Source organism: Streptomyces sp. NBC_00523 (genome assembly GCF_036346615.1).
GTDB lineage: Bacteria > Actinomycetota > Actinomycetes > Streptomycetales > Streptomycetaceae > Streptomyces.
Genome location: NZ_CP107836.1, coordinates 4012386 through 4037579, shown reverse-complemented (window position 1 = coordinate 4037579; position 25194 = coordinate 4012386). Strand labels below are relative to the sequence as shown.

The following is a 25194-nucleotide window of genomic DNA, read 5'->3' as shown; positions in this document are numbered from 1 at the left end:
GCCCCACCCCCGCGGAACGCGGAGGCTACTCCGCCGCTTCCGCCGTCGTCGCATCCCGCGATATCCGCTCCAGCACACTCTGCGGGCTGGACCCGGGCTCGACCGCCTTGCCGATGTTCTCCTTGATCGACTCGCTCGCCGCCGCCCAGGACGTCTTGCCGAAGGGGTAGAACTCCGACTCCGGCAGCGCCGCCAGGAACTGGTGCAGCGGCTTGTACTTGGCGTCGTCCTCCATCGCCGCCGACGCGCTGTTCGTGGGCGGCAGCAGGTCGTACATGTCGGCGAACTGGATCACGTTCTTGTCGGTGAACAGGTAGTCGAAGAACTTGCCGATCTCGACCCGGTGATCGTTCTGCTTGAAGCCCATGATCCAGTCGGCGACGCCCATCGACCCCTCGGTCGGACCGTGCTCGCCGGGCAGCGGGACCATGCCGACGCTGACGCCCTGCTTCTGCGCCTCCTCCATCAGCGTGGGGTGGCCGTTGAGCATGCCGACCTTCCCCTTCGAGAACTCCTCGAACGCCTTGGCGCGGTTCAGCTTGCCGGGGGCGACCGGGCCGACGAGGCCCTTGTCCACGAGGTTCGACTTCAGCCAGTCGAACGTCTTGACGTTCTGCTCGGAGGCGATGTCGTACGAGCCGACCTCATCGGTGTAGGCGCCGCCCCCGCTGAGCATCCACATCAGGGTCTCGGCCTGGGACTCCTCCGGCCCGAGCGGCAGCGCAAAGGGGTAGGACACCCCGCGCTGCTTGAGCGCGGCGGCGTCGGAGGCTATGTCGCTCCAGGTCCTGGGGGCGTTGAGGCCGGCCTGCGAGAAGAGCTTCTTGTTGTAGAAGAGCAGCCGGGTGGAGGCGACGAACGGCAGCCCGTACTGGATGCGGTTGACCTGCCCCGCGTCGATCAGCTTCGGCAGGAAGTTCGCCTGGGTGGGGATGCTCAGCATCTCGTCGGCGGAGTAGAGCTTCCCGGCCTTCGCGTAGTCCGCGTAGGCGCCGATCTGCGCGATGTCGGGGGCCTTGCCGTCCTTGACCATCTTGGCGACGTCGCGGTCGATGTCGGTCCAGGGCAGGACGGTCACGTCGACCTTGATCCCGGGGTGGGTCGCCTCGAAGCTGCGGGCGACGCCGTCCCAGTACTTGTCTGACTTGTTCGCCTCGCTCGTGCCGTAGTCGGCCGCGACCAGCTTCAGCGTCACGTCGCCGGAGCCGCCGCTCGTGCCGCAGCCCGACAGCGTGGCCGTCATCCCCATCACGGCGACAGCCGCCGTCAGTCCCAAGTAACGCCGTCGCACAGCTCAGTCCGTCCTCGTCGATTACACCGCCCGCGGCTCCCGCGTCCGCGCGGGGCACTGCGGGTGAGCTGCGATTTTCCCCGCCACCGGCGTAGAGGTCTACACCACGGAGGTATCGCTTCCACAACGCAGCAGCATTGCACGGGGCCCGCGGCGACTGCTAAGTAGGTCTCGACGTACGGGCCTTATTGGTCCAGACCTTTAACCGACGGCGCGTCAGTTCCCTTACGGGCCCGTTCCGTCGCCCCGAGCCCGCCCAGCCACAAGGAGCCGCTCCGCATGTCGCGTACCGCATCTGAGATTGCCACCCAGCCCAGCTGCTGGCGGCGTGCCGCACAGGCGGGCGCGGAGTTCGAGGGGCTGCCGAAGCCGGGCGAGCGCGTCGCCGTCACCGGATGCGGCACCTCGTGGTTCATGGCCATCGCGTACGCGGCCCTGCGGGAGGCCGCGGGACAGGGCGAGACGGACGCGTACGCCTCCTCGGAGTTCCCGGTGGGGCGGCCGTACGACCGGGTGGTCGCGATCACCCGCTCCGGTACGACGAGCGAGGTGCTGGCGCTCCTGTGCGAGCTGCGCGGGAAGACCGCGACCGTCGCCCTGACCGGCGACCCGAGGACCCCGGTCATGGAGGCCGCCGACGCGGTCGCGGTGCTGGACTGGGCGGACGAGGAGTCCGTGGTCCAGACCCGGTTCGCGACGACCGCGCTCGCCTTCCTGCGGGCGGGCCTGGAGGCGGCCGGTCCGCTTCCCGCGGGCGTGAAGACGGTCGCCGAGGCGGCGGTCGACGCGGAGCTGGCGGTGACCGAGCCGCTGGCCGAGGCGGTGGTCGCGGCCGAGCAGTGGACGTTCCTGGGGCGCGGCTGGACCTACGGTCTCGCCCAGGAGGCCGGGCTGAAGATGCGCGAGGCGGCGGGCGCCTGGACCGAGTCGTACCCGGCGATGGAGTACCGCCACGGCCCGATCGCGATCACCGGTCCGAACCGGGTGGCCTGGGTCTTCGGCGCCCTGCCCGAAGGGCTGGCCGGCGAGGTCGCGGCGGTCGGCGGGACGCTCGTCGCGCACGGGACGGCGGACCCGATGGCCGACCTGATCCGCGCCCAGCGGCTCGCGGTGGTCCTGGCCGAGTCGAAGGGGTACGACCCCGACCACCCGCGCAACCTCTCGCGCAGCGTGATCCTGCCGGAGTAGGGCCTGCACGGGCGGGGAACGGACCCGGGATCGGGCAGGCGCGGAGCCCTTCCCGGGCGGCCTTCTCGACAAACCGGGCCCTTCCCCGTAACCGGTACCGGGATTTTGTATGGATGCGCAACAAACAGCACTAGTGGACTAGACCTTTTGGGGTCCCTCGGGCGAAACTGTTCCACGTGAAACACGTCATCGCCCTCGATGTGGGCGGCACCGGAATGAAGGCCGCACTGGTCGGGGCCGACGGCGCCCTGCTCCACGAGGCACGGCGCGCGACCGGCAGAGAGCGCGGCGCCGACGCCGTCGTGGAGTCGATCCTCACCTTCGCCGCCGACCTGCGTGCGTACGGCGAGGAGCACTTCGGCGAGAGCGCCCTCGCGGCCGGTGTCGCCGTACCCGGCATCGTGGACGCGGAGAAGGGGATCGCCGTCTACGCGGCGAACCTGGGCTGGCGTGACGTACCCATGCGGCAGCTGCTCGGCGAACGGCTCGGCGGCGTACCCGTGGCGCTCGGCCACGACGTCCGCACCGGCGGGCTCGCCGAGGGCCGGATCGGCGCGGGTCAGGGCGCCGACCGCTTCCTCTTCATCCCCCTCGGCACCGGGATCGCCGGAGCCATCGGCATCGCCGGTGCGATCGAGGAGGGCGCCCACGGCTACGCGGGCGAGATCGGCCACATCGTGATCCGGCCGGACGGCCCGGACTGCGGCTGCGGCCAGCGCGGCTGCCTGGAGACCCTGGCCTCCGCCTCCGCCGTCAGCCGCGCCTGGGCGGCCGCGTCCGGCGACCCGAAGGCGGACGCCGCCGACTGCGCCAAGGCCGTCGAATCCGGCGACCCGAAGGCGGTCGAGGTCTGGCAGAACGCCGTCGACGCGCTCGCCGCCGGACTCGTCACCGCGCTCACCCTGCTGGACCCGCGCACGCTCATCATCGGTGGCGGGCTCGCCGAGGCCGGGGAAACCTTGTTCACACCACTCCGTGCGGCCGTCGAGGAACGCGTCACGTTCCAGAAGCTGCCCCACATCGTCCCGGCGGCCCTCGGGGACACCGCCGGATGCCTGGGCGCAGGGCTGCTCGCCTGGGATCTACTCTCCACGGAGGTATCCGCCTGATGGCCGGACGCGCAGACAGCACCGTTCTCGCAGGGGCCCGGGTGGTACTGCCCACCGGCAACGTCGAGGACGGCCGGGTGACCGTCGAAGGCACCCGCATCTCCGGCACCCAGGCCGAGAACGCCCCGGTCCTGGACCTCTCCGGGCACTGGATCGTCCCCGGCTTCGTGGACATGCACAACCACGGCGGCGGCGGCGCGTCCTTCACCTCCGGCACCGTGGACGAGGTCCTGACCGGCGTCCGCACCCACCGCGAGCACGGCACCACGACCCTCGTCGCCTCCACGGTCACCGGCGAGATGGACTTCCTCGCCGAACGCGCCGGCATCCTCTCGGAACTGGTCGAACAGGGCGACCTCGCCGGCATCCACTTCGAGGGCCCCTTCATCTCCCCCTGCCGCAAGGGCGCCCACAGCGAGGCCCTGCTGCGCCACCCGGACCCGGCCGAGGTCCGCAAGCTGATGGACGCCGCGCGCGGCACCGCGAAGATGTTCACCCTCGCGACCGAGCTGCCCGGCGGCATCGAGTCCGTACGGCTGCTCGCCGAGCACGGCGTCATCGCGGCCATCGGCCACACCGACGCCACGTACGAGCAGACCGTCGAGGCGATCGACGCGGGCGCCACCGTCGCCACGCACCTCTACAACGCGATGCCGGCCATCGGCCACCGCGCGCCCGGCCCGATCGCCGCGCTCCTGGAGGACGAGCGGGTCACCGTCGAGCTGATCAACGACGGCACGCACCTGCACCCGGCCGCGCTCGAACTGGCCTACCACCACGCGGGCGCCGACCGCGTCGCCCTCATCACCGACGCCATGGACGCGGCTGGCTTCGGCGACGGCGTCTACCAGCTCGGCCCGCTCGCCGTGAACGTCGAGAACGGCGTCGCCCGGCTGGTCGAGGGCAACTCCATCGCCGGCTCCACCCTCACCCTGGACACCGCCTTCCACCGCGCCGTGACCATCGACCGCATCCCCGTCGAGGACGTGGTCACGTCGATCTCGGCCAACCCGGCGCGACTCCTCGGCGTGTACGACAAGGTCGGCTCGCTGGAGCCCGGCAAGGACGCCGACCTGGTCGTTCTGGACGAGGACTTCCGCCTCAAGGGCGTCATGCGCAAGGGCGAATGGATCGTCCGGCCCGAGGCCGCGGCGAGCTGACTCCCACGTAACGAAGAGACGGCGGTTGGCCCCGAGGTCTGGGCCGACCGCCCCCTCTTTGGCATGATCGCCTGGGAAACCAGCATGGAAAGCGCGTTCCCGGCAGGGAATCAGCGCGCAGCACGGAACGAACGCGAAGGGGCGGCCGCGGTGATCCTCACGGTCACGCTGAACACGGCACTCGACCTGACCTACTCCGTCCCCGCCCTCGTGCCGCACTCCAGCCACCGGGTCACCGACCTCTCCGAGCGCCCCGGCGGCAAGGGCCTCAACGTCGCCCGCGTCCTCACCGCCCTCGGCCACGACACCGTCGTCACCGGCTTCGCCGGCGGTGCCACCGGGAGCGTCCTGCGCGACCTGCTCGCCGCGCTCCCCCGGCAGAGCGGCACCCTCACCGACGCGCTCGTCCCCGTCTCCGGCGACACCCGCCGCACGCTCGCCGTGGCCGACGCGGCGACCGGCGACACCACCCAGTTCAACGAGGCGGGACCGCACGTCACCGCCGACGAGTGGACCGCCCTCCTCGGCGCGTACGCGGACCTGCTGAAGACCGCCGACGCCGTCGCCCTGTGCGGCAGCCTCCCGCCCGGCATCCACGTCGGCGCGTACGGCGAACTCGTCCGGCTCGCCCGCACCGCCGGCGTCCCCGTCCTCCTGGACACCAGCGGCGAACCGCTGCGCCGGGGCATCGCCGCCCGCCCCGACCTGATCAAGCCGAACGCCGACGAGCTCGCCCAGCTCACCGGCTCCCGCGAGCCCCTGCGCGCCACCCGCGACGCCCGCCGCCGCGGCGCCCACGGCGTCATCGCCTCGCTCGGCCCGGACGGCATGCTCGCCGTCACCCCGGACGGCGTCTGGCGGGCCTCGCCGCCCGCGCCGGTCAAGGGCAACCCGACCGGAGCGGGCGACTCCGCCGTGGCCGGGCTGCTCTCCGGCCTCGTGGAGTCCCTGAGCTGGCCGGACCGGCTGCGCCGGGCGGTGGCACTGTCGACGGCGACCGTGCTGGCCCCCACCGCGGGCGACTTCGACCGCACGGCGTACGAGGAGCTGCTGCCGCGCGTCGCCATCGAGGAACACGCAGCGGGGGCGGCCTGACGCCGCGCCCCGCCCCGCACCGGGCCCGCCCGCCGGACCCGGAGAAACAACAGAGGTCAGCAATGCCGCTCGTCAGCACCGGTGAACTCGTCTCGGCCGCCCAGGCCCAGGGACGCGGGATCGCCGCCTTCAACGTCATCACCCTGGAGCACGCGGAGGCCATCGCCACCGGCGCCGAACGCGCCGGCGCGCCCGCCATCCTCCAGATCTCCGAGAACGCCGTGAAGTTCCACGGCGGCCGGCTCACCGCCATCGCCGCGGCCGCCGCCGCCGTCGCAAGGACCTCCTCCGCGCCGCTCGCCCTGCACCTCGACCACGTCGAGTCCGTGGACCTGCTCCACCAGGCCCACGACGAGGGCTTCGGCTCCGTGATGTTCGACGCGTCCAAGCTCACCTACGAGGACAACGTCCGGGCCACCGCCGAGGCCGTCGCCTGGGGCCACGCGCGCGGCATCTGGATCGAGGCCGAGCTCGGCAAGGTCGGCGGCAAGGAGGGCGAGGCCCCGCTCGACGCCCACGCCCCCGGCGTCCGCACCGACCCGGACGAGGCCGCCGCGTACGTCGCCGCGACCGGCGTGGACGCCCTCGCCGTCGCGGTCGGCTCCTCGCACGCCATGACCGAGCGCACCGCCGCCCTCGACCACGAGCTCATCGGCCGGCTCCGCGCCGCCGTCCCCGTCCCGCTCGTGCTGCACGGCTCCAGCGGTGTCCCCGACGACGAGATCCGCCAGGCCGTCGCCGCCTCCGGCATGGTCAAGATCAACGTCGGCACCGCCCTGAACACCGCGTTCACCGGCGCCGTCCGCGCCCACCTGGCCGAGAACACCACGGGCGTCGACCCCCGCAAGTACATCGCCCCCGGCCGCGAGGCCATGGCCGCCACGGTCGCCGGCTTCCTCGCCCTGATGGGCTGAGCGGACCCGGAAAACGCACCGGCCCCCTCGCCCGGAGGCGAGGGGGCCGGAATGGCCGGGGCGCCGGTCAGCGGGTCTGGTGACCGGCCTTCAGCGACAGCTGGTCCAGGTTGGCGTCGCACTGATCGCCCTCGTTGCACGAGATCATCAGCGTGTTCGCGCCCTTGACGAGGTTGACGTAGGCGTACGTCGTCGTCCAGCCCTTCTCCAGGTCGCCCTCGGGGGCGTTGGCGAAGTTCTTCATGTTGATGGACCGCGGGTCCTCCTGGTTGACCGTCAGCGAGGTCTTGGCGTCCTTGCCCGGCACGCCGTACGTCACGAACAGCGTGTACTCACCGGCCTCCGGCACCTCGACGGACCAGGTCGCCGAACGGCCCACCTCGTTGAGGTTGATGTACTGCCCGTTCGCGCTCTTGGCGCCCTTCACGGAGTTGTCGAGCTCCGCCGAACCGCCCAGCAGGAGCGCCGCCGCGTCCTGCTTCGGGAGCTCCACCGGGGCCGAGGAGGACGGGGACGTCTCCGGCGTGGGGGACTCCTCGACCTCCGAGCCGGGCCCCTGCGAGGCGTTCGCCTCGGCCTTCTTGTCCTTGTCGCCGTCGCTCGTCATCAGCGCCGCGCCGATGCCGATGAGCACCACCGCGACGACCGCGACCGCCGCGATCAGGAGGCCCTTGGTGTTCGGGCCGCCCTTGCCGGAACCGCCGCCGCGACCGCCCTGCTGCGGCACCTGTGTGGTGGCCGCGCCGCCGGGATACGTCTCCGGGGCGGCGTACTGCGGGCTGGGCTGACCGTACTGGCCCTGGGGCGCCTGCGGCGGGTAGCCGTACGCCTGCTGCTGCGGCACCTGCTGCCCGTACTGGCGCTCACCGACGGTCCGCACCTGGTTGTACGAGGTCCGGGGCACACCCGGCTGGGCGGCGGGACCCGGGTAGCCGTAGCCGCCCTGTCCCGGCGGCTGCGCACCGGCCGCCTGCCCGTCCGCGTAGAGGTAGCCGAACGGATCGTCGTCCTCGGGTGTGCTCGCGCCGTTGTTCCCGGCCATCCCTGGGTCACTCCTCACCATGTCGTCAGCCGTCGCCGAATAGCGCCGGCCGTCGCCGACCGGCCGAGCCTACCTCGAATGGACGATGTCAAGAATTGACAAGGACCTCGGCGGGAACCCGGGCGGGGACGCGCGGAAGAACGTCAGCCGGCTCTGCGGTGAACCTTCGACCGCGACCGCTTCTCCACGTACATCCGCTGGTCGGCGGAGCGCAGCACCTCTTCCGCGGTCATCCCGCAGGCCGCCCAGCCGATGCCGAAACTGGCCCCCACGCGCACCGCGCGCCCGTCGACCCGAATGGGCGGAATGATCGCATTGCGCAGGCGAACGGCCAGGTCAGCCGCGTCCGCCGCACCCAGGCCGTCCGCGAGAACGACGAATTCGTCACCCCCGAGCCGGGCGACGGTGTCCCCGTCCCGGACACAGGTGGTCAGCCGCCGGGCCACCTCGATGAGCACCGCGTCACCCGTGTGGTGCCCGAAGCGGTCGTTGATCGACTTGAAGCCGTCCAGGTCGCAGAAGAGGACCGCGAGCCCCTTCGCCCCGTCGTCCCGCGATGTGTCCGGCGCCACTGCGTGCACGTGGTGGTCGAAGGGGTGCGCACCCGGACCGCCGACCGGGTAGTGCCCCCGCGTCTCGTCCACGTCCCCGTACGCCGCGTCCACCGCCTCGACGTCCGTCGTCGCCGCCGCGTCCGGCCGGGCGCACAGCCGGGCGCCGAGCCGGGCCCGCAGCTCCGCGCTGTTGGGCAGCCCGGTGAGCGCGTCGTGCGAGGCGCGGTGCGCGAGGTTCAGCTCATGGCGCTTGCGCTCCTCGATGTCCTCCACGTGCGTCAGCAGGAAGCGCGGCCCGTCCGCCGTGTCCGCGACGACGGAGTTGCGCAGCGACACCCACAGGTACGAGCCGTCCCGCCGGCCCAGGCGCAGCTCGGCCCGGCCGCCCTCGGCGGAGGTACGGAGCAGGGTGCCGATGTCCTCGGGGTGGACCAGATCGGCGAAGGAGTAGCGGCGCAGCACCGACGCGGGGCGGCCCAGCAGCCGGCACAGCGCGTCGTTCGTCCGCAGCAGCCGCCCCTGCTGGTCACCGCCCAGCTCGGCGATGGCCATGCCGCTGGGGGCGTACTCGAATGCCTGGCGGAAGGATTCCTCGCTGGCCCGGAGCGCCTGCTGCTCGCGCTCCAGCCGGACCAGGGCCCGCTGCATGTTGGCCCGGAGCCTGGCGTTGCTGATCGCGATGGCGGACTGCGAGGCGTACATATGGAGCGCCTCGCGGCCCCAGGCGCCCGGGCGGCGTCCGTTGCGCGGCCGGTCGACGGATATGACGCCCAGCAGGTCCGAGCCGCCGCCGGACGCGTACATCGGGGCGTACAGCCGGTCCTGCGGGTGCCACTCGTCCTCGAAACGCGGCTCCGGGCCCTCGGTGTGCCACTGCGGCACGTCGTCGTCCAGGAGGACCCAGCCCTCGGTGTGCGGTATGAACCGCAGCCCGTCCCACGCCTCGCCCATGAGCAGCCGGCGTTCCCAGGAGGCGCGGGAGCCGACGCGGCCGGTGATCAGGGCCTCGGCGGCGTGGTTCCCGGCGAGGGCGGCGACGACGAGGTCACCGTCGGGGCGGACGAGGTTGACGCAGGCAAGCTCGTAGCCGAGGTTGGCGACGATCCCGTCGGCCACCGTCTGCAGGGTGTCGGCCAGGCTCCGCGCCGTGTTGAGATCGGCGACGGCCTGGTGCAGCTGCCGCATCGTCGCGAGACGGACGTAGGGCTCCGACTCGGCGTCCATCGCTCGCACTCCCCGAGACCTCGACAGCACTCCAGAATTCATATCGACGTACGTGACGTACTTACTGCAGTGTCACGGCCACTGAATCACAGCGAGCTGTGCACCCGGTACACAGGGTCAGCAAATATTGCAGTCTGTGACTCAAGTCACAAACGAGCGGGAAGAGGTCACAGCAGGTCAGAGAGGTGACGAAAACCGGCGGTCCTAGGGCCTGTCGTCACATTCCCGTCGTCCGCCCGGAGGGCGGGCCGGGCGGCGTCAGGTGCGTGCTCTCGGCGTGCCGGCCCCAGACCCCTGTACTGGATGTACTGGGGTCTGGGGCCGGTGCGGCGAGAGGGCGTGCATGGCGTCGCCCGGCAGACGGGAATGTGACGACAGGTCCTAGGACCCGGCTGGTCCCCTGGCCCGATGCGGGGGCGCGGAACGCGCGGCTAGCGTTCCCGGTGTGTTGCAGACGAAACCCCCCACCCCGCGTACCGAGCCCGTCCCCCATGCTGAGGGGGTGAGCAACGAAGAGTTCCGTGCCGCCCTGTCCCGGCTGGCGGCCGGCGTGGTGCTGGTCACCGCCCAGGAGCCGCCGCTCGACGCGGACGGGCGCGGCGAGGACGTCGGCATGACCGCGACCGCCTTCATGTCCGTGTCCCTGGACCCGCCGCTGGTGATGGTGAGCCTGCGCAACGACTCGCGGATGGACGACCTGCTCGCGGAGCAGCCGCTGTGGGCGGTGTCCGTGCTGGCGGAGAGCCAGCGGCACATCGCGGGCCGGTTCGCGATGAAGGGCCGGATCAGCGACCGGCTGCTCTTCGAGGACATCCCGTACGTACGCGGCGAGGTCACCGGCGCCCCGCTGGCGGGCGGCGCGCTCGCGACCCTGGAGTGCCGCACGGAGCAGCGGGTGGTCGCGGGTGACCACACCCTGGTGATCGGCCGCGTGCTGGGGGCGCGGGTCCCGAGCGGGGACGGCGGACCGCTGACGTACTTCCGGGGGAAGTACCGGCAGCTGGGCTGAGCGGGGGACGGCCCCACCGGCCTCGGGGGCGGCCCTACCAGTCGCGCCCCGAGCGACCCCGCTTCGTGTCGCTGCGCTGCTTCTTCTCGCGCAGCCGTCGTTCGTTGATCCCCCGGGGGATCTTCTTCTTCACGCGCGGCCTGGGCGGCGGGGCGGACGCCTCCGCGAGAAGGGCCGCGAGGCGTACGGCGGCCGTCTCGCGGTTGCGCCACTGCGAGCGGTGCTCCGAGGCGCGTACGGCGATCACACCGCCGGTCAGCCGGCCCGCCAGCCGTTCCAGCGCGCGTGCCTTCCACACCTCGGGCAGCGCCTCGGTGGCGGCGAGGTCGAAGCGCAGCTCGACCTGTGAGTCGCTGGTGTTGACGTGCTGGCCGCCGGGCCCGGACGACCGCGAGAAACGCCACATGAGCTCGGCCTCCGGCAGGGAGACCGAACCTCGGATGACATAGGGCCCGGACATGACACCCATGTTCCCCGCCCCACCAGCTGTTCGTCACCTCTTTTTGCCCCGCACCACCGCCTCTTCGGTAAAGAAAGTAAAGGCGGGCGGAACCTACCGGTCCCCTGTCGGCGTTATGACCTGTGACGGTAGCTTCGTGACCGCGAAGCCCGCACCCGACAGATGAAAGGGACTTCCCATGGCAGTAAGCCTGTCCAAGGGCGGCAACGTCTCCCTCACCAAGGAGGCCCCCGGCCTCACCGCCGTCACGGTCGGCCTCGGCTGGGACGTCCGTACCACCACCGGCACCGACTTCGACCTCGACGCCTCGGCGATCGCGGTCAACACCGGCGGCAAGGTCTACTCCGACGGCCACTTCGTCTTCTTCAACAACAAGGCGACCCCGGACCAGACCATCGTGCACACCGGTGACAACCTCACGGGCGCGGGCGAGGGCGACGACGAGCAGATCAACGTCAACCTGGCGGGCCTGCCGGCCGACGTCGACAAGATCGTCTTCCCGGTCTCGATCTACGACGCCGAGACCCGCAGCCAGAACTTCGGCCAGGTGCGCAACGCGTACATCCGCATCCTCAACCAGGCCGGCGGCGCCGAGATCGCCCGCTACGACCTGAGCGAGGACGCCGCCACCGAGACCGCCATGGTCTTCGGCGAGCTGTACCGCAACGGCGCCGACTGGAAGTTCCGCGCCGTGGGCCAGGGCTACGCCTCCGGCCTGCGCGGCATCGCCCAGGACTTCGGCGTCACCCTCTGACGCAGGCAAGCTCTTCGAGGAGCCCCCGGCCGAACGTCCTGCGGCCGGGGGCTCCCGCATGTCCGGACACCTGATCCCGACACACCCGGTCCCGACCGGTCAAAGGCCGCCGGATAACGGACATGACAGCCCCTCAGTCGGACAAGAACTGGTCAAAGAAATGTGAGGCATTTGTTGGTGCACCGTCAATAACGCCGATTCGGTGGCAGGCTCCCGGCTCGTAACCCCCCACGGAACGAGCAACGGAGTTTGCATGACCCCCCACATGAACACCCGTCGCGCCGCAGCCCTGGCCGCCGTGGCCGCGATGGTCCTCGTCGGCATCCAGTCCGGTGCGGCGAACGCCCACCCGAACACCCCCGGCGACTCCGCCTCCGCCTCCACCCCGGCCTTCAGCAGCGCCTCGGCGCGCACCGCCGCCATCAAGACCGCCCAGTCCGACGCCTCCTCCACCGCCTCCGCGCTGAAGCTGGGCGCCAAGGAGAAGCTGATCGCGCGTGACGTGATCAAGGACGCCCACGGCACCGTCCACACCCGCTACGAGCGCACCTACGCCGGACTGCCCGTCCTCGGCGGCGACCTCGTCACCCACACCGCCGCGAACGGCAAGCTCAAGAGCGTCACCAAGGCGACCACGGCCCGCATATCCGTGCCGTCCACCACGCCGAAGATCAAGACCGCGGCGAGCGCCCGCAAGGTGATCTGGGCCGGCGACGGCACCCCCGTCCTCGCCCTGGAATCGGTCAAGACGGGCGTCCAGAAGGACGGCACCCCCAGCCGCAAGCGCGTCATCACCGACGCCACCACCGGCAAGGTCCTCCAGAGCTACGAGGAGATCGAGACCGCCGGCGTCGGCAACAGCCAGTACAGCGGCAAGGTCGACCTCTCCACCACCGCGTCCGGCTCCGGCTTCGAGCTGACCGACGGCGACCGCGGCGGCCACAAGACGTACGACCTCAACCAGGGCGAGAGCGGCACCGGCAACCTCGTCACGGACGACGACGACACCTGGGGCGACGGCACCGGCAACGACCGCCAGACCGCCGCCGTCGACGCCCACTACGGCGCCGCGCAGACCTGGGACTTCTACAAGTCCGCCTTCGGCCGCGACGGCATCGCGGGTGACGGCAAGGCCGCGTACTCCCGGGTCCACTACGGCGACGCGTACGTCAACGCCTTCTGGGACGACAGCTGCTTCTGCATGACGTACGGCGACGGCGCCGACAACAAGAGCGCCCTCACCGCCCTCGACGTCGCCGGCCACGAGATGAGCCACGGCCTCACCTCGTCCACCGCCAACCTGAACTACTCCGGCGAGTCCGGCGGGCTCAACGAGGCCACGAGCGACATCCTCGGCACCTCCGTCGAGTTCTTCGCCGACAACGCGACCGACGTCGGCGACTACCTCATCGGCGAGAAGATCGACATCAACGGCGACGGCAGCCCGCTGCGCTACATGGACGAGCCCAGCAAGGACGGCGGCTCGGCCGACTACTGGGACAGCGGCGTCGGCGACCTCGACGTGCACTACTCCTCGGGCGTCGCCAACCACTTCTTCTACCTGCTGTCCGAGGGCAGCGGCGCGAAGACCATCAACGGCGTCGACTACGACTCCCCGACCTCCGACGGCTCCACCGTCGCCGGCATCGGCCGGGACAAGGCCGTCCAGATCTGGTACAAGGCCCTGTCCGAGTACATGACCTCGACCACCGACTACGCGGACGCCCGCACCGCCACCGAGAAGGCGGCGACCGACCTCTACGGCGCCGACAGCGCCGAGCTCAAGGCCGTCGACGCGGCCTGGAGCGGCGTCAACGTGAAGTAACCCCTACGCGGGGAGCGGGAGCCGGTCAGCCGTCCGCGGCGGGCCGGCTCCTGCCGTACAGCCACGCCTTCCACAGGTCCGACAGGTCCTGGCCGGTCTCCTCCTCCACGTACGCCGTGAAGTCGGCCGTCGACGCGTTGCGGTGCCGGTACTTCTTCGTCCAGCCCTTCAGCAGCGCGAAGAACTCCTCGTCGTCGTCCACGGCCTCGCGGATCTTGTGGATGACCATCGCCCCGCGCCCGTACACCGGATCGTCCGAGATCCGGGCGGCGGACGGCGGATCGGCGGGCGGGAAGGACCAGTTGGCCTTGTCCTCGTAGGCGTCCTCGAACGACTCCTCGGCCGGGGTGTCGTTCTTCTCCTCCTCCCACAGCCACTCCGCGTACGTCGCCAGCCCCTCGTTCAGCCACATGTCGCGCCAGCTCTCCGGCGTGACCGAGTCGCCGAACCACTGGTGCGCCATCTCGTGGACGAGCAGCCCCACGCTCGGCGGGCCGGGGAAGAACGGCCGGTTCTGCGTCTCCAGCGCGTACCCGGCGTCGTCCTCGCGGTCCACGATCGCGCCCGTCGCGGAGAACGGATACGGACCGAAGTGCTCCGCCTCCCACTCCACGACCTCCGGCACCCGGCTGACCGTCCGCGCGCTCTCCTTCGCCACCTCCGGGTCCACGGCCGTGAACACCGTGATGCCACCCGCCATCGTGGACGTCTTCGTCTCGAACTTCCCGATGGCCAGGGTCGCGAGATAGCTCGCCATCGGCTCGGCGGTGTGCCAGCGGAAGGTGGTGCGGCCCTTCTCCGTGACCGGCGGACCCGCCATCACGCCGTTGGAGACCGCCGTGAGCCCCTTCGGGACGGTGACCGTCAGGTCGTACGCGGCCTTGTCGCTCGGGTGATGGTTGCCCGGGAACCAGGCCATCGAACCGGTCGGCTCACCGAGGGCCAGCGCCCCGTCGTCGGTCGGCAGCCAGCCCTCCTCGGAGTCGTCCGGGTCGGTGATCGTCTTCGGGGAGCCCGAGTAGCGCACGACGACGCGGAACGTCTCACCCTTGCGCAGCCGGTCCTCGACCTTCGCGTCCGTACGGAGCGTCAGCTCGTTGCCCGCCCGGTTCACGGCGGCCGGACGCCCTTCCACGGTCGCCGACTTCACGGTCAGCCCGGCCAGGTCCAGATTGAACGAGCTGAGATCCTGCGTGGCTCGCGCGGTGATCTCGGCCGTCCCGCGCAGGGTCTGCTCGTCCGGGTCCACGTCGAGCGTGAGGGCGTAGTGCGTGACGTCGTAGCCCCCGTTGCCCAGCTTCGGGAAGTACGGATCGCGCACCCCGGACGCCCCCGGCCTGCCCTCCACCCCGCCCGTGCAGGCGGGCGCGAGGAGGGCGAGGGCGAGCAGGGGGAGGGCGGCGCGGGCCGCCCTGCGGCGTGCCGGGGTTCGATGATCCACACCGATGATCCTATGTGCGGAATGTCGTAATCCGGGGGTGGTGGGCCGGGATCACAGCACCGCGATCCCCAGCGGCCGTTCACCGGCCGCCAGACGGACCGGGGGCGTCTTCCCGTCAAGGGCGACGACCGTAATGCCGTTCCAGTAGCCGTCACGGGTGAAGCCTCCTGTGACGTACGCCGTACGGCCGTCCCGCGACACGGCGACGTCCTCGTGCGGGCCGTCCAGCTTCACGACGCGCTCGGAGCCGTCCGGTTCACGGATCGTCAGCGACGCCCCTTCGTCGTCGGAGGCGATCGGTCCGGTGCCGACGACGAGCAGCGTGCCGTCGGGGGCGAGGGCCGCGCCGTGCTGGTGGGTGTTGGCCGTCATCCGCTCGACGGCGACCTTCCCGGTGCGCGGGTCGAGGACCGCGAGCCGCTCGCCCTCGAACGGCAGCAGCAGCTTCCCGTCGGACGGCCGCACCACCGCGTAGTGCGGCTTCAGCCAGGACCCGAGACCGCCCTCGGTGCCGTACGGGGCGACCTCCATGCGGCGCGCGCGGAGCGTGTCCGTACGGACGGACGTCACGTCGAACGAGTCGTGCCCGGTGGCGTACGCCTCCGAGCCGTCGCGCGACACGTCCACGTCGAAGGGCCGCCGCCCCACGGGGACCGTGCCGGTCACCTTCCGGGTCGCGGTGTCGATGACCTCCAGGACCCCGTTGCCATCAGGCACGTTGACGCCGACGTACGCGTGCCGGCCGTCGAGGGCCAGCGCGATACCCATCCCGCCGCCCCGGTATTCGCCGGTCGTCGCGGGGCCGGTCCGCGTCTTGTACGGGATCAGGTCCAGCCGCGTCCGCTTCCCGGTGTCCACGACCGCGACGCCCTCGGCGGTGGTGACCCACGCCCGCCCGTCCGCGCCGACGACGACGCCATAGGGGGCGGTGCCGACCTTCACCCGGTCGAAGGCACCCCGTACCGGGTCCACGAAGGACACGGTGTCGGCCCCGAAGTCGGCGACGAGCAGGGTGCCGTGCGGGGTGGTGCCGGGCTCGGGCGTGGCGGTGGGCGCGGGGGCCTGCGCGGCGGGCGGGGTGGCAGGGGACGCGGGCGCGTCGGTGGCGGCGCACCCGGCGAGCACGGCCGCGGCGGCGACGGCGGCCAGGAGGACGGGGAGGGGGCGCCGGGGGCGGTCCGGGGCCCCGGCTCGGCAGGCGCTCACCGCGTGCCTCCCGTGTCCGACGCGGCACGCAGCAGCGCCGCGATCCCCGCGAAACCGCGCCGCTCCGCGTGCTCCAGGGCGGTCACCCCGTCGCCGTCCGGCAGCCCCGGCGTCGCGCCCGCCGCGAGCAGCAGCTCCACGATCTCCTGGTGCGCCCGGCCGCCGTCGCCGAGGATCACGGCCTCCAGCAGGGCGGTCCAGCCCAGCCGGTTGACGTGGTCGACGTCGATGTCGGTGACCTTCAGCAGCTCCCGTACGTACGCGACATGACCGCGCTCGCTCGCCGGGATCAGCGCGATCCCGCCGAACCGGTTCCGCAGCTTCAGGTCGGGACCGGCGGGCAGCAGGACGCGCAGCATCTCCACGCTGCCCGTGACGCCGGTGGCCAGCCAGGGGCTCTCCTCGCGCCGGTCCTGCGCGTCCGGGTCGGCGCCCGCCGCGACGAGCACCCGGGCGGCCCCGAGGTGGTTGCCGTGGACGGCCAGGAGCAACGGGGTGCGCAGCTCCACGTCGCGGACGTCGACCCGGGCGCCGCCCTCGATCGCGGTGCGCACTCCGTCGGTGTCGCCGGTGCGGGCGGCGTCGAGCAGCTGGTGATCGAGGGCGTTCATGTCCGTCTCCCGGGAGGTGTGCGCGTAGGTACTACTTGGCGAGGGCGGCGACGCCGGCCTGCGCGAACTTCTCGTCCAGGTCGCCGCTCGGGGCGCCCGCGACGCCGATGCCCGCCACCGGGGCACCCTTGACCTGCACGGGGGCGCCGCCCGCGAGGAACAGCGTGCCAGGGATGTCCTTCAGGTTCGGGGCCTGGGCGAGCCGCTTGGCCAGCTCGGAGGTCGGGGCGTTCCACGACACGGCGGTGTACGCCTTCTTCTCGGCCGACTCGTAGGCCTGCGGGCCCGAGCCGTCGCCGCGCAGGGTCAGGATCGTGTTGCCGTTGCGGTCGACCACCGAGACGGCGACGCGCTGGTTCTCCTTCTTCGCCGCGTCCAGGGCGGCCTTCGCGGCCTTCGTCGCGGCGTCGAGGGTCAGGTGCGTGGTCTGCTGGAGGTTGCGGTTCGCCGTGTCGGCCTTGACGGTGGTGGCGGGCGCGGCGGCCGGGGTGGACGCGTTCGCGGACATCGCGCCGAAGGTGCCGGCCCCGAGGGCGGCGGCGACGACGGTACCGGTCAGGACACGGGTGCGCAGCGACATCTTCTTCATCAGGGGCTCCTCAGCGGGGGGCGGAAGCGGGTGGTTCCCGCGTCCTGCATCCATCGTTGGCCCACAACCGCCCCCGGACGGTCGTCGTACCGGCTCGACCCGGCGCCCGGGACGGCTGACGTCCCCATCGGCCGATCGGTTGATGCGCGGACGCCCGTCCGGGGGGACGATGGAATGTCCACGCAGGTCAGCGGGGTTCCTCCGGGACCGGAGAGCAGGGGTACGAGGTGGAGCAGCGGTACGAGGACGGGCTCCGGCCCGCGCCGGAGGAGGGCACCGACGACGGGGACACCCGCTCCCTCGCCCTCCTCATGCACGCCGCGTTCTTCCTGCTCCTCGGCGCCTCGCTCACCCGGTTCCTGCTCCGGCACCCCGGTGAGGCCCGCACGCCCTGGATCATCGGTCTCTCGATCGCCCTGGCCGTGCTGTACGTCGTCGGGCCCGTGCTCGGCTCGCGACCCACCGCCCGCAGCCTGGTCTGGCTCGGTGTGCTCGTCGCCGTGTGGATGACCGTCGTCGTCCTCGCGCCCAGCTTCGCCTGGTGCGCGGTGCCGCTCTTCTACACCGGGCTGCGCATCCTGCCGCCCCGTGCCGCGTACGCGCTCGTCGCCCTGCTCACGCTGTTCGTCGTCGCCGCGCAGCTCCGCCTCGCGCACGGCTTCGACCCCAACCTCGTGCTCGCCCCGCCCGCCGTGGCCGCCGTCGCCACCGCCGTGTTCGTCCACATGCAGCGCCAGGCGGTACGGCAGAGCAGGCTCATCGACGACCTGCTCCGCACCCGCCGCGAACTCGCCGCCACCGAGCGCCGCGAAGGCACCCTCGCCGAACGCCAGCGGCTGTCCATGGAGATCCACGACACCCTCGCCCAGGGCCTGTCCAGCCAGCAGATGCTCCTCCAGGCCGCCGACCGCACCTGGGACACCGACCCGGCCGCCGCCCGACGCCACATCCGTACCGCCGGAGGCATCGCCGAACGCAACCTCGCCGAGGCCCGCCGCTTCGTCCACGACCTGGCCCCCGCCGACCTGGCCGAGGGCGGCGGCCTCGACGCCGCCCTGCACGCACTCGCCGCCCGCGAAACCGCCCAGGCGCAGGGCAGGTTCACCGTCCGCTGCCACATCGAGGGCGCCCCGCACACCGTCCTGCCCGACCGCACCCAGTCCGCGCTGCTGCGGATCGCCCAGGGCGCCCTGGCCAACGTCACCGAACACGCGGGCGCCACCGAGGCCGCCCTCACGCTCACGCACCTGGACGACCGCACCGTCCTCGACATCGCCGACAACGGCCACGGCTTCACCCCCACCGCCACCGCCCCCGGCGGGGTGCGCGGCCACGGGCTGCCCGCCATGCGCGCCCGCCTCCACCAGCTCGGCGGCACCCTCACCATCGAATCGGCCCCCGGCGAGGGCACCGTCGTCACCGCCACCGTTCCCGTCGCCCCCACACCCCAGGACCCCGCATGAGCGCCGACCCGACCGCCGACGTCACCGCGGGCCCGACCGCGGACCGCATCCGCATCCTGCTCTGCGACGACCACGCCGTCGTACGCGCCGGGCTCCTCGCCCTCCTCGGCAGCGAGCCCGACATCGAGGTCATCGGCGAGGCGGGCAGCGGCGAGGAGGCCGTCGCGCTCGCCACCCGGCTCACCCCGGACGTCGTCCTGATGGACCTCCAGCTGGGCAGCGGCATCGACGGCGTCGAAGCTACCCGTCGCATCGCGGCCGGGCCCGGCACCCACGTCCTCGTCCTCACCACGTACGACACCGACGCCGACATCACGCGCGCCATCGAGGCGGGCGCCACCGGCTACCTGCTCAAGGCCGAACGCCCCGAGGAGCTGTTCGCCGCGATCCGCTCCGCCGCCCAGGGCCGCACCACGCTCTCCCCGCCCGTCGCCAGCCGCGTGATGGCCCGCATGCGCGCACCCCGCCACACCCTCACCGACCGCGAACGCGACATCCTCGGCCAGCTCTCCCGGGGCCTCGGCAACCGCGAGATCGCCCGCGCCCTGTTCATCAGCGAGGCCACGGTCAAGACGCACCTGGGGCGCATCTACGACAAGCTCGGCGTCGACACCCGCGCGGGCGCCGTCGCCGTCGCCAAGGAGCAGCGGCTGCTGCCGTAACGGGCGACACGCCGGGCATGACACCATCGAACCGTGCTCGACATCGGCTACTCCCTCTCCCGCCGCTTCCCGGACCCCCCGCAGACCGACTACCGCCGCGCGGACGTCCGCGCGCTGCGGCACGACCTGTTCTCCGGGGACGTCTACCTCGCGGACACCAAGGCGGACCGCGAAGTGTCCACAGCCTGGGGATGGGTGCCGGTGCTCGACTTCGCCTGGGCGCTGTGCGACATCGTCGAGCAGCTCGACCAGGACCCGCGCGGCAGCCGTTCGCACCGCCGCCAGCAGGCCGAACTGGACTTCACCGAGTCCACCGACCGCATGCTCTTCGAGCGCCGCTTCGGCTGGGTCGACATCGAGGCCGACTGGATGGACCCCGAGGAACCTCCGCTGACCTTCAGCCACTCCCTGCTGCGCCGCGAGGCCCGCGACTTCCTGCACGACCTGATCGCCGACCTGGCCGACATGCACGAGGGCCTGGCGGACAACCCGGCCGTCTGGGACCTCCAGGCCCGCTTCCCCCGCCTCTGACCGGGCGCCCCGCCCCGCGCCTCACGCCTCCGACCGGGGCGACGGGGGGCCGCGGGGGCCTCACGCCTCCACCCGCACCCCGATCTGCGCCGCGAACGCCGGTGCCAGCTCCATCAACTGCACCGGACTGATCACCGCGCCCGCCAGCCGCTCCACGCCCCGCGCGATGTCCAGCTCCGCGGTCCCCCGCAGATCCACGTCCTCCATCCGCACCGCACTGAAGTCCGCCCGCTTCAGCACGCAGTCCCGGAACTCGACCCGCTTCAGCCGCGCGCCCCCGAAGTCCGGCTCCGCCAGCACACAGCCTTCGAAGACGACGTCCGTCAGCCGGGCCTCCCGCAGATTCAGGTAGTCGATCTTCCCGCCCCGCACCACCACCCGCTCCAGCACGGCACCGTGCAACTGCACCCCGCCCAGCCGCGCGTCCACCACCTCGACGTCCCGCAGCGACGCCTCCGCGAGCTCGGTGCCCACCCCCCGTACGCCCGTCAGCACCGAATCGATGAACCGGGCCCGCACCAGCTCCGCCCGGTCCAGGGCGCAGCCCTCCAGCGCGCAGTCCATGAACCGCGCGCCCCGCCCCGACGCGTCCGCCAGGTCCACCGACGCGCCGAACCGCAGCCCGTCGTAATCCCCGTCCGGTTCGAGGCCGCCCTCCCCGAAATCCACCAGCGGCGGCAACCGCACCTCCGGGCGCCGCGCCGCCTTCACACCACCGCTCCGACCACCACTGCGCACCATGCCCCCATCGTGACGCACGCCACTGACAACGCCCCGCCCGCACTTGACCTCGACCGCGCTTGAGGTCAGAGGCTGGGGCCACCAGCACCCACACCAGTCCGGGGGATCCCGCCATGCACGCCGTACGCCTCCACACCTTCGGCCCCGCCGAGAACCTCCGCCACGAGCGGACCGAGGACCCCGTCCCCGCACCCGGCCAGGTCCGCATCGCCGTCCGCGCCGCAGGAGTCCACCTCCTCGACACCGCGCTGCGCCAAGGACTCCCCGGCCCCAACCCGGTCCCCACCCCGCTGCCCACCATCCCCGGGCGCGAGGTCGCCGGCACCGTCGACGCCGTCGGCGAGGGCACCGACACCGCCTGGCTCGGCCGCGACGTCGTCACCCACCTCGGCAACGTCCCCGGCGGCTACGCCGAACTCGCCGTCACCGACGCCGACCGGCTCCACCCCGTGCCCGAAGGGCTCGGGCACGCCGAGGCCGTCGCCATGATCGGCACCGGCCGCACCACCCTCGGCATCCTCGCCGCCACCCCGCTCGGCCCGGACTCCGTCGTCCTCGTCACCGCGGCCGCCGGAGGCATCGGCACGCTGATCGTCCAGTACGCCAAGAACGCCGGGGCCACCGTCATCGGCCTCGCGGGCGGACCCGCCAAGACCGCCCGCGTCCAGGAGAACGGCGCCGACCTCGCCGTGGACTACACCCGCCCCGACTGGCCGCGCCGCGTCCGCACCCACCTGGACGCCCTCGGCCTGCGCGCCACCGTCCTCTACGACTCCGTCGGCTCCACCACCGCCCGCGCCGCCTTCGGCCTCCTCGGCGAGGGCGGGCAGCACGTCGTCTACGGCTGGTCCGGCAACGACGGCCCGTTCACCCCGTCCCCCGGTGAACTCGCCGCCCGCTCCCTCACCTCCGAGAACGTCCTCGGACCCGGCCTGCTCCGCAGGGGCGGCGGACTGCGCGCCCTGGAGACCCGCGCCCTCGCCGAAGCCGCCGCGGGCCGCCTGCGCCCCGCGGTCCAGAGCTACCCGCTCGCCCGCGCCGCCGACGCCCACCGCGACCTGGAGACCCGGGGCACCATCGGCAAGGTGGTCCTCATCCCCTGACGGCGGCCCCGGTCACGGACCCCGCCCGGCTCACGCCCCGCCCAGCTCCGCCAGCGCCCCGTCGGTCAGCCGGTACACCGTCCACTCGTCCTGCGGACGCGCGCCCAGCGACTCGTAGAACGCGATCGACGGGGCGTTCCAGTTCAGCACCGACCACTCCAGGCGCTCGTAACCCCGCTCCACACAGATCCGCGCCAGCTCCGTCAGCAGCGCCTTCCCGTGCCCGCCGCCGCGCCGCTGCGGGCGTACGTACAGGTCCTCCAGGTAGATGCCGTGCACCCCGCGCCAGGTCGAGAAGTTCAGGAACCAGAGCGCGAAGCCGACGACCTCGCCGTTCTCGTCCGACTCCGCGATGTGTGCGTACGCCGCCGGCCGCTCGCCGAACAGCGCCTCCCGCAACTGCTCCTCCGTCGCACGCACCTCGTGCAACGCCTTCTCGTAATCGGCCAGCTCACACACCATGGCGTGGAGGACGGGGACATCGGCGGGGGTAGCGGTACGAATCATGCGTGCAGGGTAGACATCGCCCCGCCGACGCTTACCCCCGGCCCATCGGTGAGACGGACCTCCGCACCACCCGAGCGATCTCCGCCTGCTCCGGAGCCAGCCGCCGCGCCCCGCCCTCCGCCGACCAGCACGCGTTCTGGAGCACCCGCCCCAGCGTCCACGCCGCCGCCCGCCCCCGGTCGAGCCCCAGCACCCCGGTCATCGCGTCGAACCGCTTCCCCACCGCGCCCGCGTCGAACCGGTCCACCAGCGCGGGCAGCAGTTCGAACCCCGGGTCCCCCACCAAGGGCTTCGGATCGATGGCCACCCACCCGCCGCCGTCCTCCCGCGCCAGCACGTTCCCGAAGTGCAGGTCCCAGTGGAGCAGCCGGTCCCCCGGCTCCCCCGCCACCTCACGCACCGCCGCCGCACAGTCCCGTACGAGCGCCCGCTCCTCCTCGTCCACCAGACCCGCCACGACATCCGGTGCGGCGGCCAGCATCCGCGCGGCGGCCTCCCCGAGCCCCCGCAGCCCGGCCCCGGAGCCCGTCGCGCCCGCCACCGCCCCCGGCCGCACCGCCGTCAGCTCCGCCAGCAGCCCCGCGATCACCCGGACCGCCCGGTCCGCGTCCGGCTCGCCCGCCAGCGCGCGGTGTCCGTCCAGCCGCTCCAGGAGCATCGACCCGGTCTCCGGATCGTGCTCCAGCAGGCGCACCGCCCCGGCCCCCGCCGCACCCCACAGCCGCAGCGCGACCGGCTCCCCCGCCGTCTCCGCGTCCACCGGCTGCAACTTCAGCACCGCCCGCCGCCCGTCCCCCTCCCGGACCACCGGCAGGACCAGCGCGCACACCCCGTACATCGCCGCACCGTCCCGGCGCAGCCCCCACCGCTCCAGGAACTCCGCCGCCCGCCCCGGCAGCGCGGCCACGAACGCCCGGCCCGCCTCCCCGTTGTATGCGGACTGAGTAGCGATGAGGGCATCCGGAATGTCGATCACGCCCCCGATCGTAGGAGCGTGCGTCAATCGGGCATGCCCTCCGGCCACCCAGCCCCGCCCGCCCGGCCCCGCACCACCCCCGCCGGGCGGCTGCTCCGCGCCCTCGGCTCCTGGATCCGCAGCGCCCCCGCCGGGCGGCTGCTCCGCGCCCTCGGCTCCTGGATCCGCAGCGCCCCCGGCACGTACCTCTGGCTGACCGCCCTCTTCGTCACCACGGTGATCGTCCACCAGATGTCACCGGCCTTCGAGGAGGAGTTCCTCCGCCAGCGCTCCACCAACATCCACGAGCTCTCCCGTAACCCCGTCCGCGTCCTCATCACCAGCGCCTTCTGGATCGACAGCGGACAGTGGCTCCCCTACGCCGTCCTCTACACGGTCTTCCACGCCCCCGCCGAACGCCGCCTCGGCACCCCGCGCTGGCTCGCCGTCGCCGCGACCGCGCACGTCCTCGCCACCCTCGTCAGCGAGGGCATCCTCGCCTGGGCCATCCGCCACGGCCACGCCCCGGCCTCCGCCGCCAACACCCTCGACGTGGGCGTGAGCTACGCCCTGGCCGGCGTGGTCGCGGTCCTCACCTATGACGTCCCCCGCCCCTGGCGCCCGGCATACCTCTTCGCGGTCCTGGTGATCTACACGGTCCCCCTGATCACCAACCCGACGTTCACGGACATCGGCCACCTGACGGCGGCCCTGATCGGCCTGGGCTGCTACCCGCTGACACGGCGCGGAACGAAGGCGTGAGAAACCGGGTCGAGGCCCCCCAGGCGGCGCCCGTCTCAGTTCATGTCGTGCAGGAATTCCCCCAGGGCGGCCAGCAGTTCGGCCGGTGCGTCCTCCTGGACGAGATGCCCGGAGCCGGGGATGATCCTCAGCCGAGAGCCCGGCAGCGCGTCGGCCAGCTCATGCGCCTTGGCCACCGGAATCCAGGTGTCGTCCTCCCCCCAGCAGACCATCACCGGAACCGCGACCTTCGGATACAGCGGCTGGATCTCGTCCGTGAACCGCTGGTCGGCCTGGGCGATCTGCCGGTAGAAGGCGGCCTGGCCGACCTCGGTCAGCCACGGGGACGCCAGCGCGCTTGCCGTGGCGGGGTGCAGCCCGGGGCTGCTGGCCGAACTCAGATACTCCCGCAGCAGAGCGGCGTGCAGGGCCGGCGGAAGCTGCTCGAAAACGTCGGTGTGCCGGCCGACCAGCCGGAAGAACGGCGACCCCCAGGGTGCGAGCGCCACCGGATCGACGAGCGCCAGTCGCCCGTAGCGGACGCCGTGCAGCAGATGGGCGCGGAGGGCGACGGCCCCGCCGAAGTCATGGGCGACCACCGCGGGCGCGTCGAGCCCCCAGTGCCCCATCAGCTCGGCGAACACCTGGCCCTGCGCGCCCAGCGAGACGTCCTGACCCTCGTGCTGCTCCGATGCCCCGTAGCCGGGCATGTCCCAGACGTACACCGGGTGCCGGTGGGAGAGGGCCCGCGCGATCCCGCGCCAGACGAAGGACGAGAACGGGGTCCCGTGCAGCAGCACCACCGGATCCCCGTGCTCCGGCCCCAGCCGGTCCCAGCGCACTTCTCCGACGCGGCTCCGGTAGGTCTTGGTCAACTTCCAGTCGGTCAAGGCTCCCTGTCCTCCGCTCGCCCCCGTAAGCGTGCAGAACGGCCATTCCGGCAGCCGGGCGACGAGCGTCGGAGTGCGCACCGACCCCCGGCGGGTATCGTGCCCGGGGGTCGGTCGCGTACCGCCTGT

General features: G+C 72.5%; 25 protein-coding genes. 13 read left to right on the top strand and 12 right to left on the bottom strand.

Annotation, left to right across the window (positions count from 1 at the left end; translation table 11 throughout):
• Positions 1–25: 25 nt before the first annotated feature.
• Positions 26–1243: an ABC transporter substrate-binding protein gene (locus tag OHS17_RS18270; protein WP_330313024.1), complete on the bottom strand. Its 1218-nt coding sequence runs from the start codon at positions 1241–1243 to the stop codon at positions 26–28.
• Positions 1244–1570: 327 nt separating this feature from the next.
• Here OHS17_RS18270 and OHS17_RS18265 point away from each other — a divergent pair, with 327 nt between their 5' ends.
• The 5 genes from OHS17_RS18265 to OHS17_RS18245 all read left to right on the top strand — a co-directional run bounded on the left by OHS17_RS18265 (position 1571) and on the right by OHS17_RS18245 (position 6757).
• The gene (locus OHS17_RS18265; protein WP_330313023.1) at positions 1571–2479 is read left to right on the top strand and encodes an SIS domain-containing protein; all 909 of its coding nucleotides are present in this window, start codon (positions 1571–1573) and stop codon (positions 2477–2479) included.
• 215 nt (positions 2480–2694) lie between these two features.
• Positions 2695–3588, top strand: a complete 894-nt coding sequence (locus OHS17_RS18260; RefSeq protein WP_383164495.1) for an ROK family protein — start codon at positions 2695–2697, stop codon at positions 3586–3588.
• Positions 3588–4748, top strand: coding sequence for an N-acetylglucosamine-6-phosphate deacetylase (gene nagA / locus OHS17_RS18255; RefSeq protein WP_330313021.1), 1161 nt, complete (start codon positions 3588–3590; stop codon positions 4746–4748). The genes OHS17_RS18260 and nagA overlap by 1 nt, the downstream gene beginning before the upstream one ends.
• 150 nt (positions 4749–4898) lie before the next feature.
• Positions 4899–5843 (top strand): 1-phosphofructokinase family hexose kinase, encoded by a 945-nt coding sequence (locus OHS17_RS18250; protein WP_018101583.1) that lies wholly within the window; start codon positions 4899–4901, stop codon positions 5841–5843.
• 62 nt (positions 5844–5905) lie between these two features.
• Positions 5906–6757, top strand: a complete 852-nt coding sequence (locus tag OHS17_RS18245; RefSeq protein WP_073862389.1) for a class II fructose-bisphosphate aldolase — start codon at positions 5906–5908, stop codon at positions 6755–6757.
• Between the two features lie 67 nt (positions 6758–6824).
• Here OHS17_RS18245 and OHS17_RS18240 read toward each other — a convergent pair whose 3' ends face one another.
• Positions 6825–7799: a carbohydrate-binding protein gene (locus OHS17_RS18240; protein ID WP_330313020.1), complete on the bottom strand. Its 975-nt coding sequence runs from the start codon at positions 7797–7799 to the stop codon at positions 6825–6827.
• A gap of 143 nt (positions 7800–7942) precedes the next feature.
• Complete coding sequence (cdgB, locus tag OHS17_RS18235) at positions 7943–9577, bottom strand: diguanylate cyclase CdgB (RefSeq protein WP_161212511.1); 1635 nt, start codon at positions 9575–9577, stop codon at positions 7943–7945.
• A gap of 445 nt (positions 9578–10022) precedes the next feature.
• Here cdgB and OHS17_RS18230 point away from each other — a divergent pair, with 445 nt between their 5' ends.
• Positions 10023–10586 (top strand): flavin reductase family protein, encoded by a 564-nt coding sequence (locus OHS17_RS18230; RefSeq protein WP_330313019.1) that lies wholly within the window; start codon positions 10023–10025, stop codon positions 10584–10586.
• Between the two features lie 34 nt (positions 10587–10620).
• On the opposite strand, the gene arfB is transcribed toward OHS17_RS18230, so the two are convergent.
• Complete coding sequence (gene arfB / locus OHS17_RS18225) at positions 10621–11055, bottom strand: alternative ribosome rescue aminoacyl-tRNA hydrolase ArfB (protein ID WP_330313018.1); 435 nt, start codon at positions 11053–11055, stop codon at positions 10621–10623.
• A 169-nt stretch (positions 11056–11224) separates the two neighbouring features.
• Between arfB and OHS17_RS18220 the strand changes: the two genes are divergently transcribed.
• Positions 11225–11800: a TerD family protein gene (locus tag OHS17_RS18220; RefSeq protein ID WP_330313017.1), complete on the top strand. Its 576-nt coding sequence runs from the start codon at positions 11225–11227 to the stop codon at positions 11798–11800.
• 253 nt (positions 11801–12053) lie between these two features.
• Positions 12054–13625, top strand: a complete 1572-nt coding sequence (locus OHS17_RS18215; RefSeq protein WP_330313016.1) for a M4 family metallopeptidase — start codon at positions 12054–12056, stop codon at positions 13623–13625.
• Positions 13626–13650: 25 nt separating this feature from the next.
• Here OHS17_RS18215 and OHS17_RS18210 read toward each other — a convergent pair whose 3' ends face one another.
• Genes OHS17_RS18210 through OHS17_RS18195 form a run of 4 tightly spaced genes read right to left on the bottom strand, consistent with a single transcriptional unit; the run spans position 13651 to position 17472 of the window.
• The gene (locus OHS17_RS18210) at positions 13651–15066 is read right to left on the bottom strand and encodes a M1 family metallopeptidase (protein ID WP_330313015.1); all 1416 of its coding nucleotides are present in this window, start codon (positions 15064–15066) and stop codon (positions 13651–13653) included.
• A gap of 51 nt (positions 15067–15117) precedes the next feature.
• Complete coding sequence (locus tag OHS17_RS18205) at positions 15118–16272, bottom strand: hypothetical protein (RefSeq protein WP_443066139.1); 1155 nt, start codon at positions 16270–16272, stop codon at positions 15118–15120.
• Positions 16269–16883 carry an ankyrin repeat domain-containing protein gene (locus OHS17_RS18200; RefSeq protein ID WP_330313014.1) on the bottom strand — a complete coding sequence of 205 codons (615 nt, stop codon included), beginning with the start codon at positions 16881–16883 and terminating at the stop codon, positions 16269–16271. The genes OHS17_RS18205 and OHS17_RS18200 overlap by 4 nt, the downstream gene beginning before the upstream one ends.
• 31 nt (positions 16884–16914) lie before the next feature.
• A complete protein-coding gene (locus OHS17_RS18195; protein WP_330313013.1) occupies positions 16915–17472 on the bottom strand; it encodes a GlcG/HbpS family heme-binding protein in 558 nt (185 codons plus the stop codon).
• A 227-nt stretch (positions 17473–17699) separates the two neighbouring features.
• Here OHS17_RS18195 and OHS17_RS18190 point away from each other — a divergent pair, with 227 nt between their 5' ends.
• From OHS17_RS18190 to OHS17_RS18180, 3 genes are read left to right on the top strand one after another with little or no spacing between them, the layout of a single operon-like run.
• Complete coding sequence (locus OHS17_RS18190; RefSeq protein ID WP_330313012.1) at positions 17700–18935, top strand: sensor histidine kinase; 1236 nt, start codon at positions 17700–17702, stop codon at positions 18933–18935.
• On the top strand, positions 18932–19597 hold the full coding sequence (locus OHS17_RS18185; protein ID WP_330313011.1) for a response regulator transcription factor: 666 nt from the start codon (positions 18932–18934) through the stop codon (positions 19595–19597). The genes OHS17_RS18190 and OHS17_RS18185 overlap by 4 nt, the downstream gene beginning before the upstream one ends.
• Before the next feature lie 33 nt (positions 19598–19630).
• On the top strand, positions 19631–20128 hold the full coding sequence (locus tag OHS17_RS18180; RefSeq protein WP_330313010.1) for a hypothetical protein: 498 nt from the start codon (positions 19631–19633) through the stop codon (positions 20126–20128).
• 60 nt (positions 20129–20188) lie between these two features.
• Here OHS17_RS18180 and OHS17_RS18175 read toward each other — a convergent pair whose 3' ends face one another.
• The gene (locus OHS17_RS18175; RefSeq protein ID WP_330313009.1) at positions 20189–20869 is read right to left on the bottom strand and encodes a pentapeptide repeat-containing protein; all 681 of its coding nucleotides are present in this window, start codon (positions 20867–20869) and stop codon (positions 20189–20191) included.
• Between the two features lie 113 nt (positions 20870–20982).
• Here OHS17_RS18175 and OHS17_RS18170 point away from each other — a divergent pair, with 113 nt between their 5' ends.
• Complete coding sequence (locus OHS17_RS18170; RefSeq protein WP_330313008.1) at positions 20983–21972, top strand: zinc-binding dehydrogenase; 990 nt, start codon at positions 20983–20985, stop codon at positions 21970–21972.
• A gap of 30 nt (positions 21973–22002) precedes the next feature.
• Here OHS17_RS18170 and OHS17_RS18165 read toward each other — a convergent pair whose 3' ends face one another.
• A complete protein-coding gene (locus OHS17_RS18165) occupies positions 22003–22479 on the bottom strand; it encodes a GNAT family N-acetyltransferase (protein ID WP_073862380.1) in 477 nt (158 codons plus the stop codon).
• Positions 22480–22510: 31 nt separating this feature from the next.
• Entirely contained in the window at positions 22511–23455 is a 945-nt protein-coding gene (locus OHS17_RS18160) for an aminoglycoside phosphotransferase family protein (protein ID WP_330313007.1), read from the bottom strand.
• Positions 23456–23488: 33 nt separating this feature from the next.
• Here OHS17_RS18160 and OHS17_RS18155 point away from each other — a divergent pair, with 33 nt between their 5' ends.
• On the top strand, positions 23489–24196 hold the full coding sequence (locus OHS17_RS18155) for a rhomboid-like protein (RefSeq protein WP_330315287.1): 708 nt from the start codon (positions 23489–23491) through the stop codon (positions 24194–24196).
• Between the two features lie 35 nt (positions 24197–24231).
• Here the strand turns inward: OHS17_RS18155 and OHS17_RS18150 are convergent, their stop codons facing one another.
• On the bottom strand, positions 24232–25065 hold the full coding sequence (locus OHS17_RS18150) for an alpha/beta fold hydrolase (RefSeq protein ID WP_330313006.1): 834 nt from the start codon (positions 25063–25065) through the stop codon (positions 24232–24234).
• Positions 25066–25194 lie beyond the last annotated feature (129 nt).

Excerpts from the sequence above, each read along its gene's own strand:
- OHS17_RS18270 (WP_330313024.1), bottom strand. The coding sequence starts at position 1,243 with ATGACGGCCACGCTGTCGGGCTGCGGCACGAGCGGCGGCTCCGGCGAC.
- OHS17_RS18265 (WP_330313023.1), top strand. The coding sequence starts at position 1,571 with ATGTCGCGTACCGCATCTGAGATTGCCACCCAGCCCAGCTGCTGGCGG.
- OHS17_RS18260 (WP_383164495.1), top strand. The coding sequence starts at position 2,695 with ATGAAGGCCGCACTGGTCGGGGCCGACGGCGCCCTGCTCCACGAGGCA.
- nagA (WP_330313021.1), top strand. The coding sequence starts at position 3,588 with ATGGCCGGACGCGCAGACAGCACCGTTCTCGCAGGGGCCCGGGTGGTA.
- OHS17_RS18245 (WP_073862389.1), top strand. The coding sequence starts at position 5,906 with ATGCCGCTCGTCAGCACCGGTGAACTCGTCTCGGCCGCCCAGGCCCAG.
- OHS17_RS18240 (WP_330313020.1), bottom strand. The coding sequence starts at position 7,799 with ATGGCCGGGAACAACGGCGCGAGCACACCCGAGGACGACGATCCGTTC.
- cdgB (WP_161212511.1), bottom strand. The coding sequence starts at position 9,577 with ATGGACGCCGAGTCGGAGCCCTACGTCCGTCTCGCGACGATGCGGCAG.
- arfB (WP_330313018.1), bottom strand. The coding sequence starts at position 11,055 with ATGGGTGTCATGTCCGGGCCCTATGTCATCCGAGGTTCGGTCTCCCTG.
- OHS17_RS18220 (WP_330313017.1), top strand. The coding sequence starts at position 11,225 with ATGGCAGTAAGCCTGTCCAAGGGCGGCAACGTCTCCCTCACCAAGGAG.
- OHS17_RS18215 (WP_330313016.1), top strand. The coding sequence starts at position 12,054 with ATGACCCCCCACATGAACACCCGTCGCGCCGCAGCCCTGGCCGCCGTG.
- OHS17_RS18200 (WP_330313014.1), bottom strand. The coding sequence starts at position 16,883 with ATGAACGCCCTCGATCACCAGCTGCTCGACGCCGCCCGCACCGGCGAC.
- OHS17_RS18195 (WP_330313013.1), bottom strand. The coding sequence starts at position 17,472 with ATGAAGAAGATGTCGCTGCGCACCCGTGTCCTGACCGGTACCGTCGTC.
- OHS17_RS18185 (WP_330313011.1), top strand. The coding sequence starts at position 18,932 with ATGAGCGCCGACCCGACCGCCGACGTCACCGCGGGCCCGACCGCGGAC.
- OHS17_RS18175 (WP_330313009.1), bottom strand. The coding sequence starts at position 20,869 with ATGGTGCGCAGTGGTGGTCGGAGCGGTGGTGTGAAGGCGGCGCGGCGC.
- OHS17_RS18170 (WP_330313008.1), top strand. The coding sequence starts at position 20,983 with ATGCACGCCGTACGCCTCCACACCTTCGGCCCCGCCGAGAACCTCCGC.
- OHS17_RS18165 (WP_073862380.1), bottom strand. The coding sequence starts at position 22,479 with ATGATTCGTACCGCTACCCCCGCCGATGTCCCCGTCCTCCACGCCATG.
- OHS17_RS18155 (WP_330315287.1), top strand. The coding sequence starts at position 23,489 with ATGCCCTCCGGCCACCCAGCCCCGCCCGCCCGGCCCCGCACCACCCCC.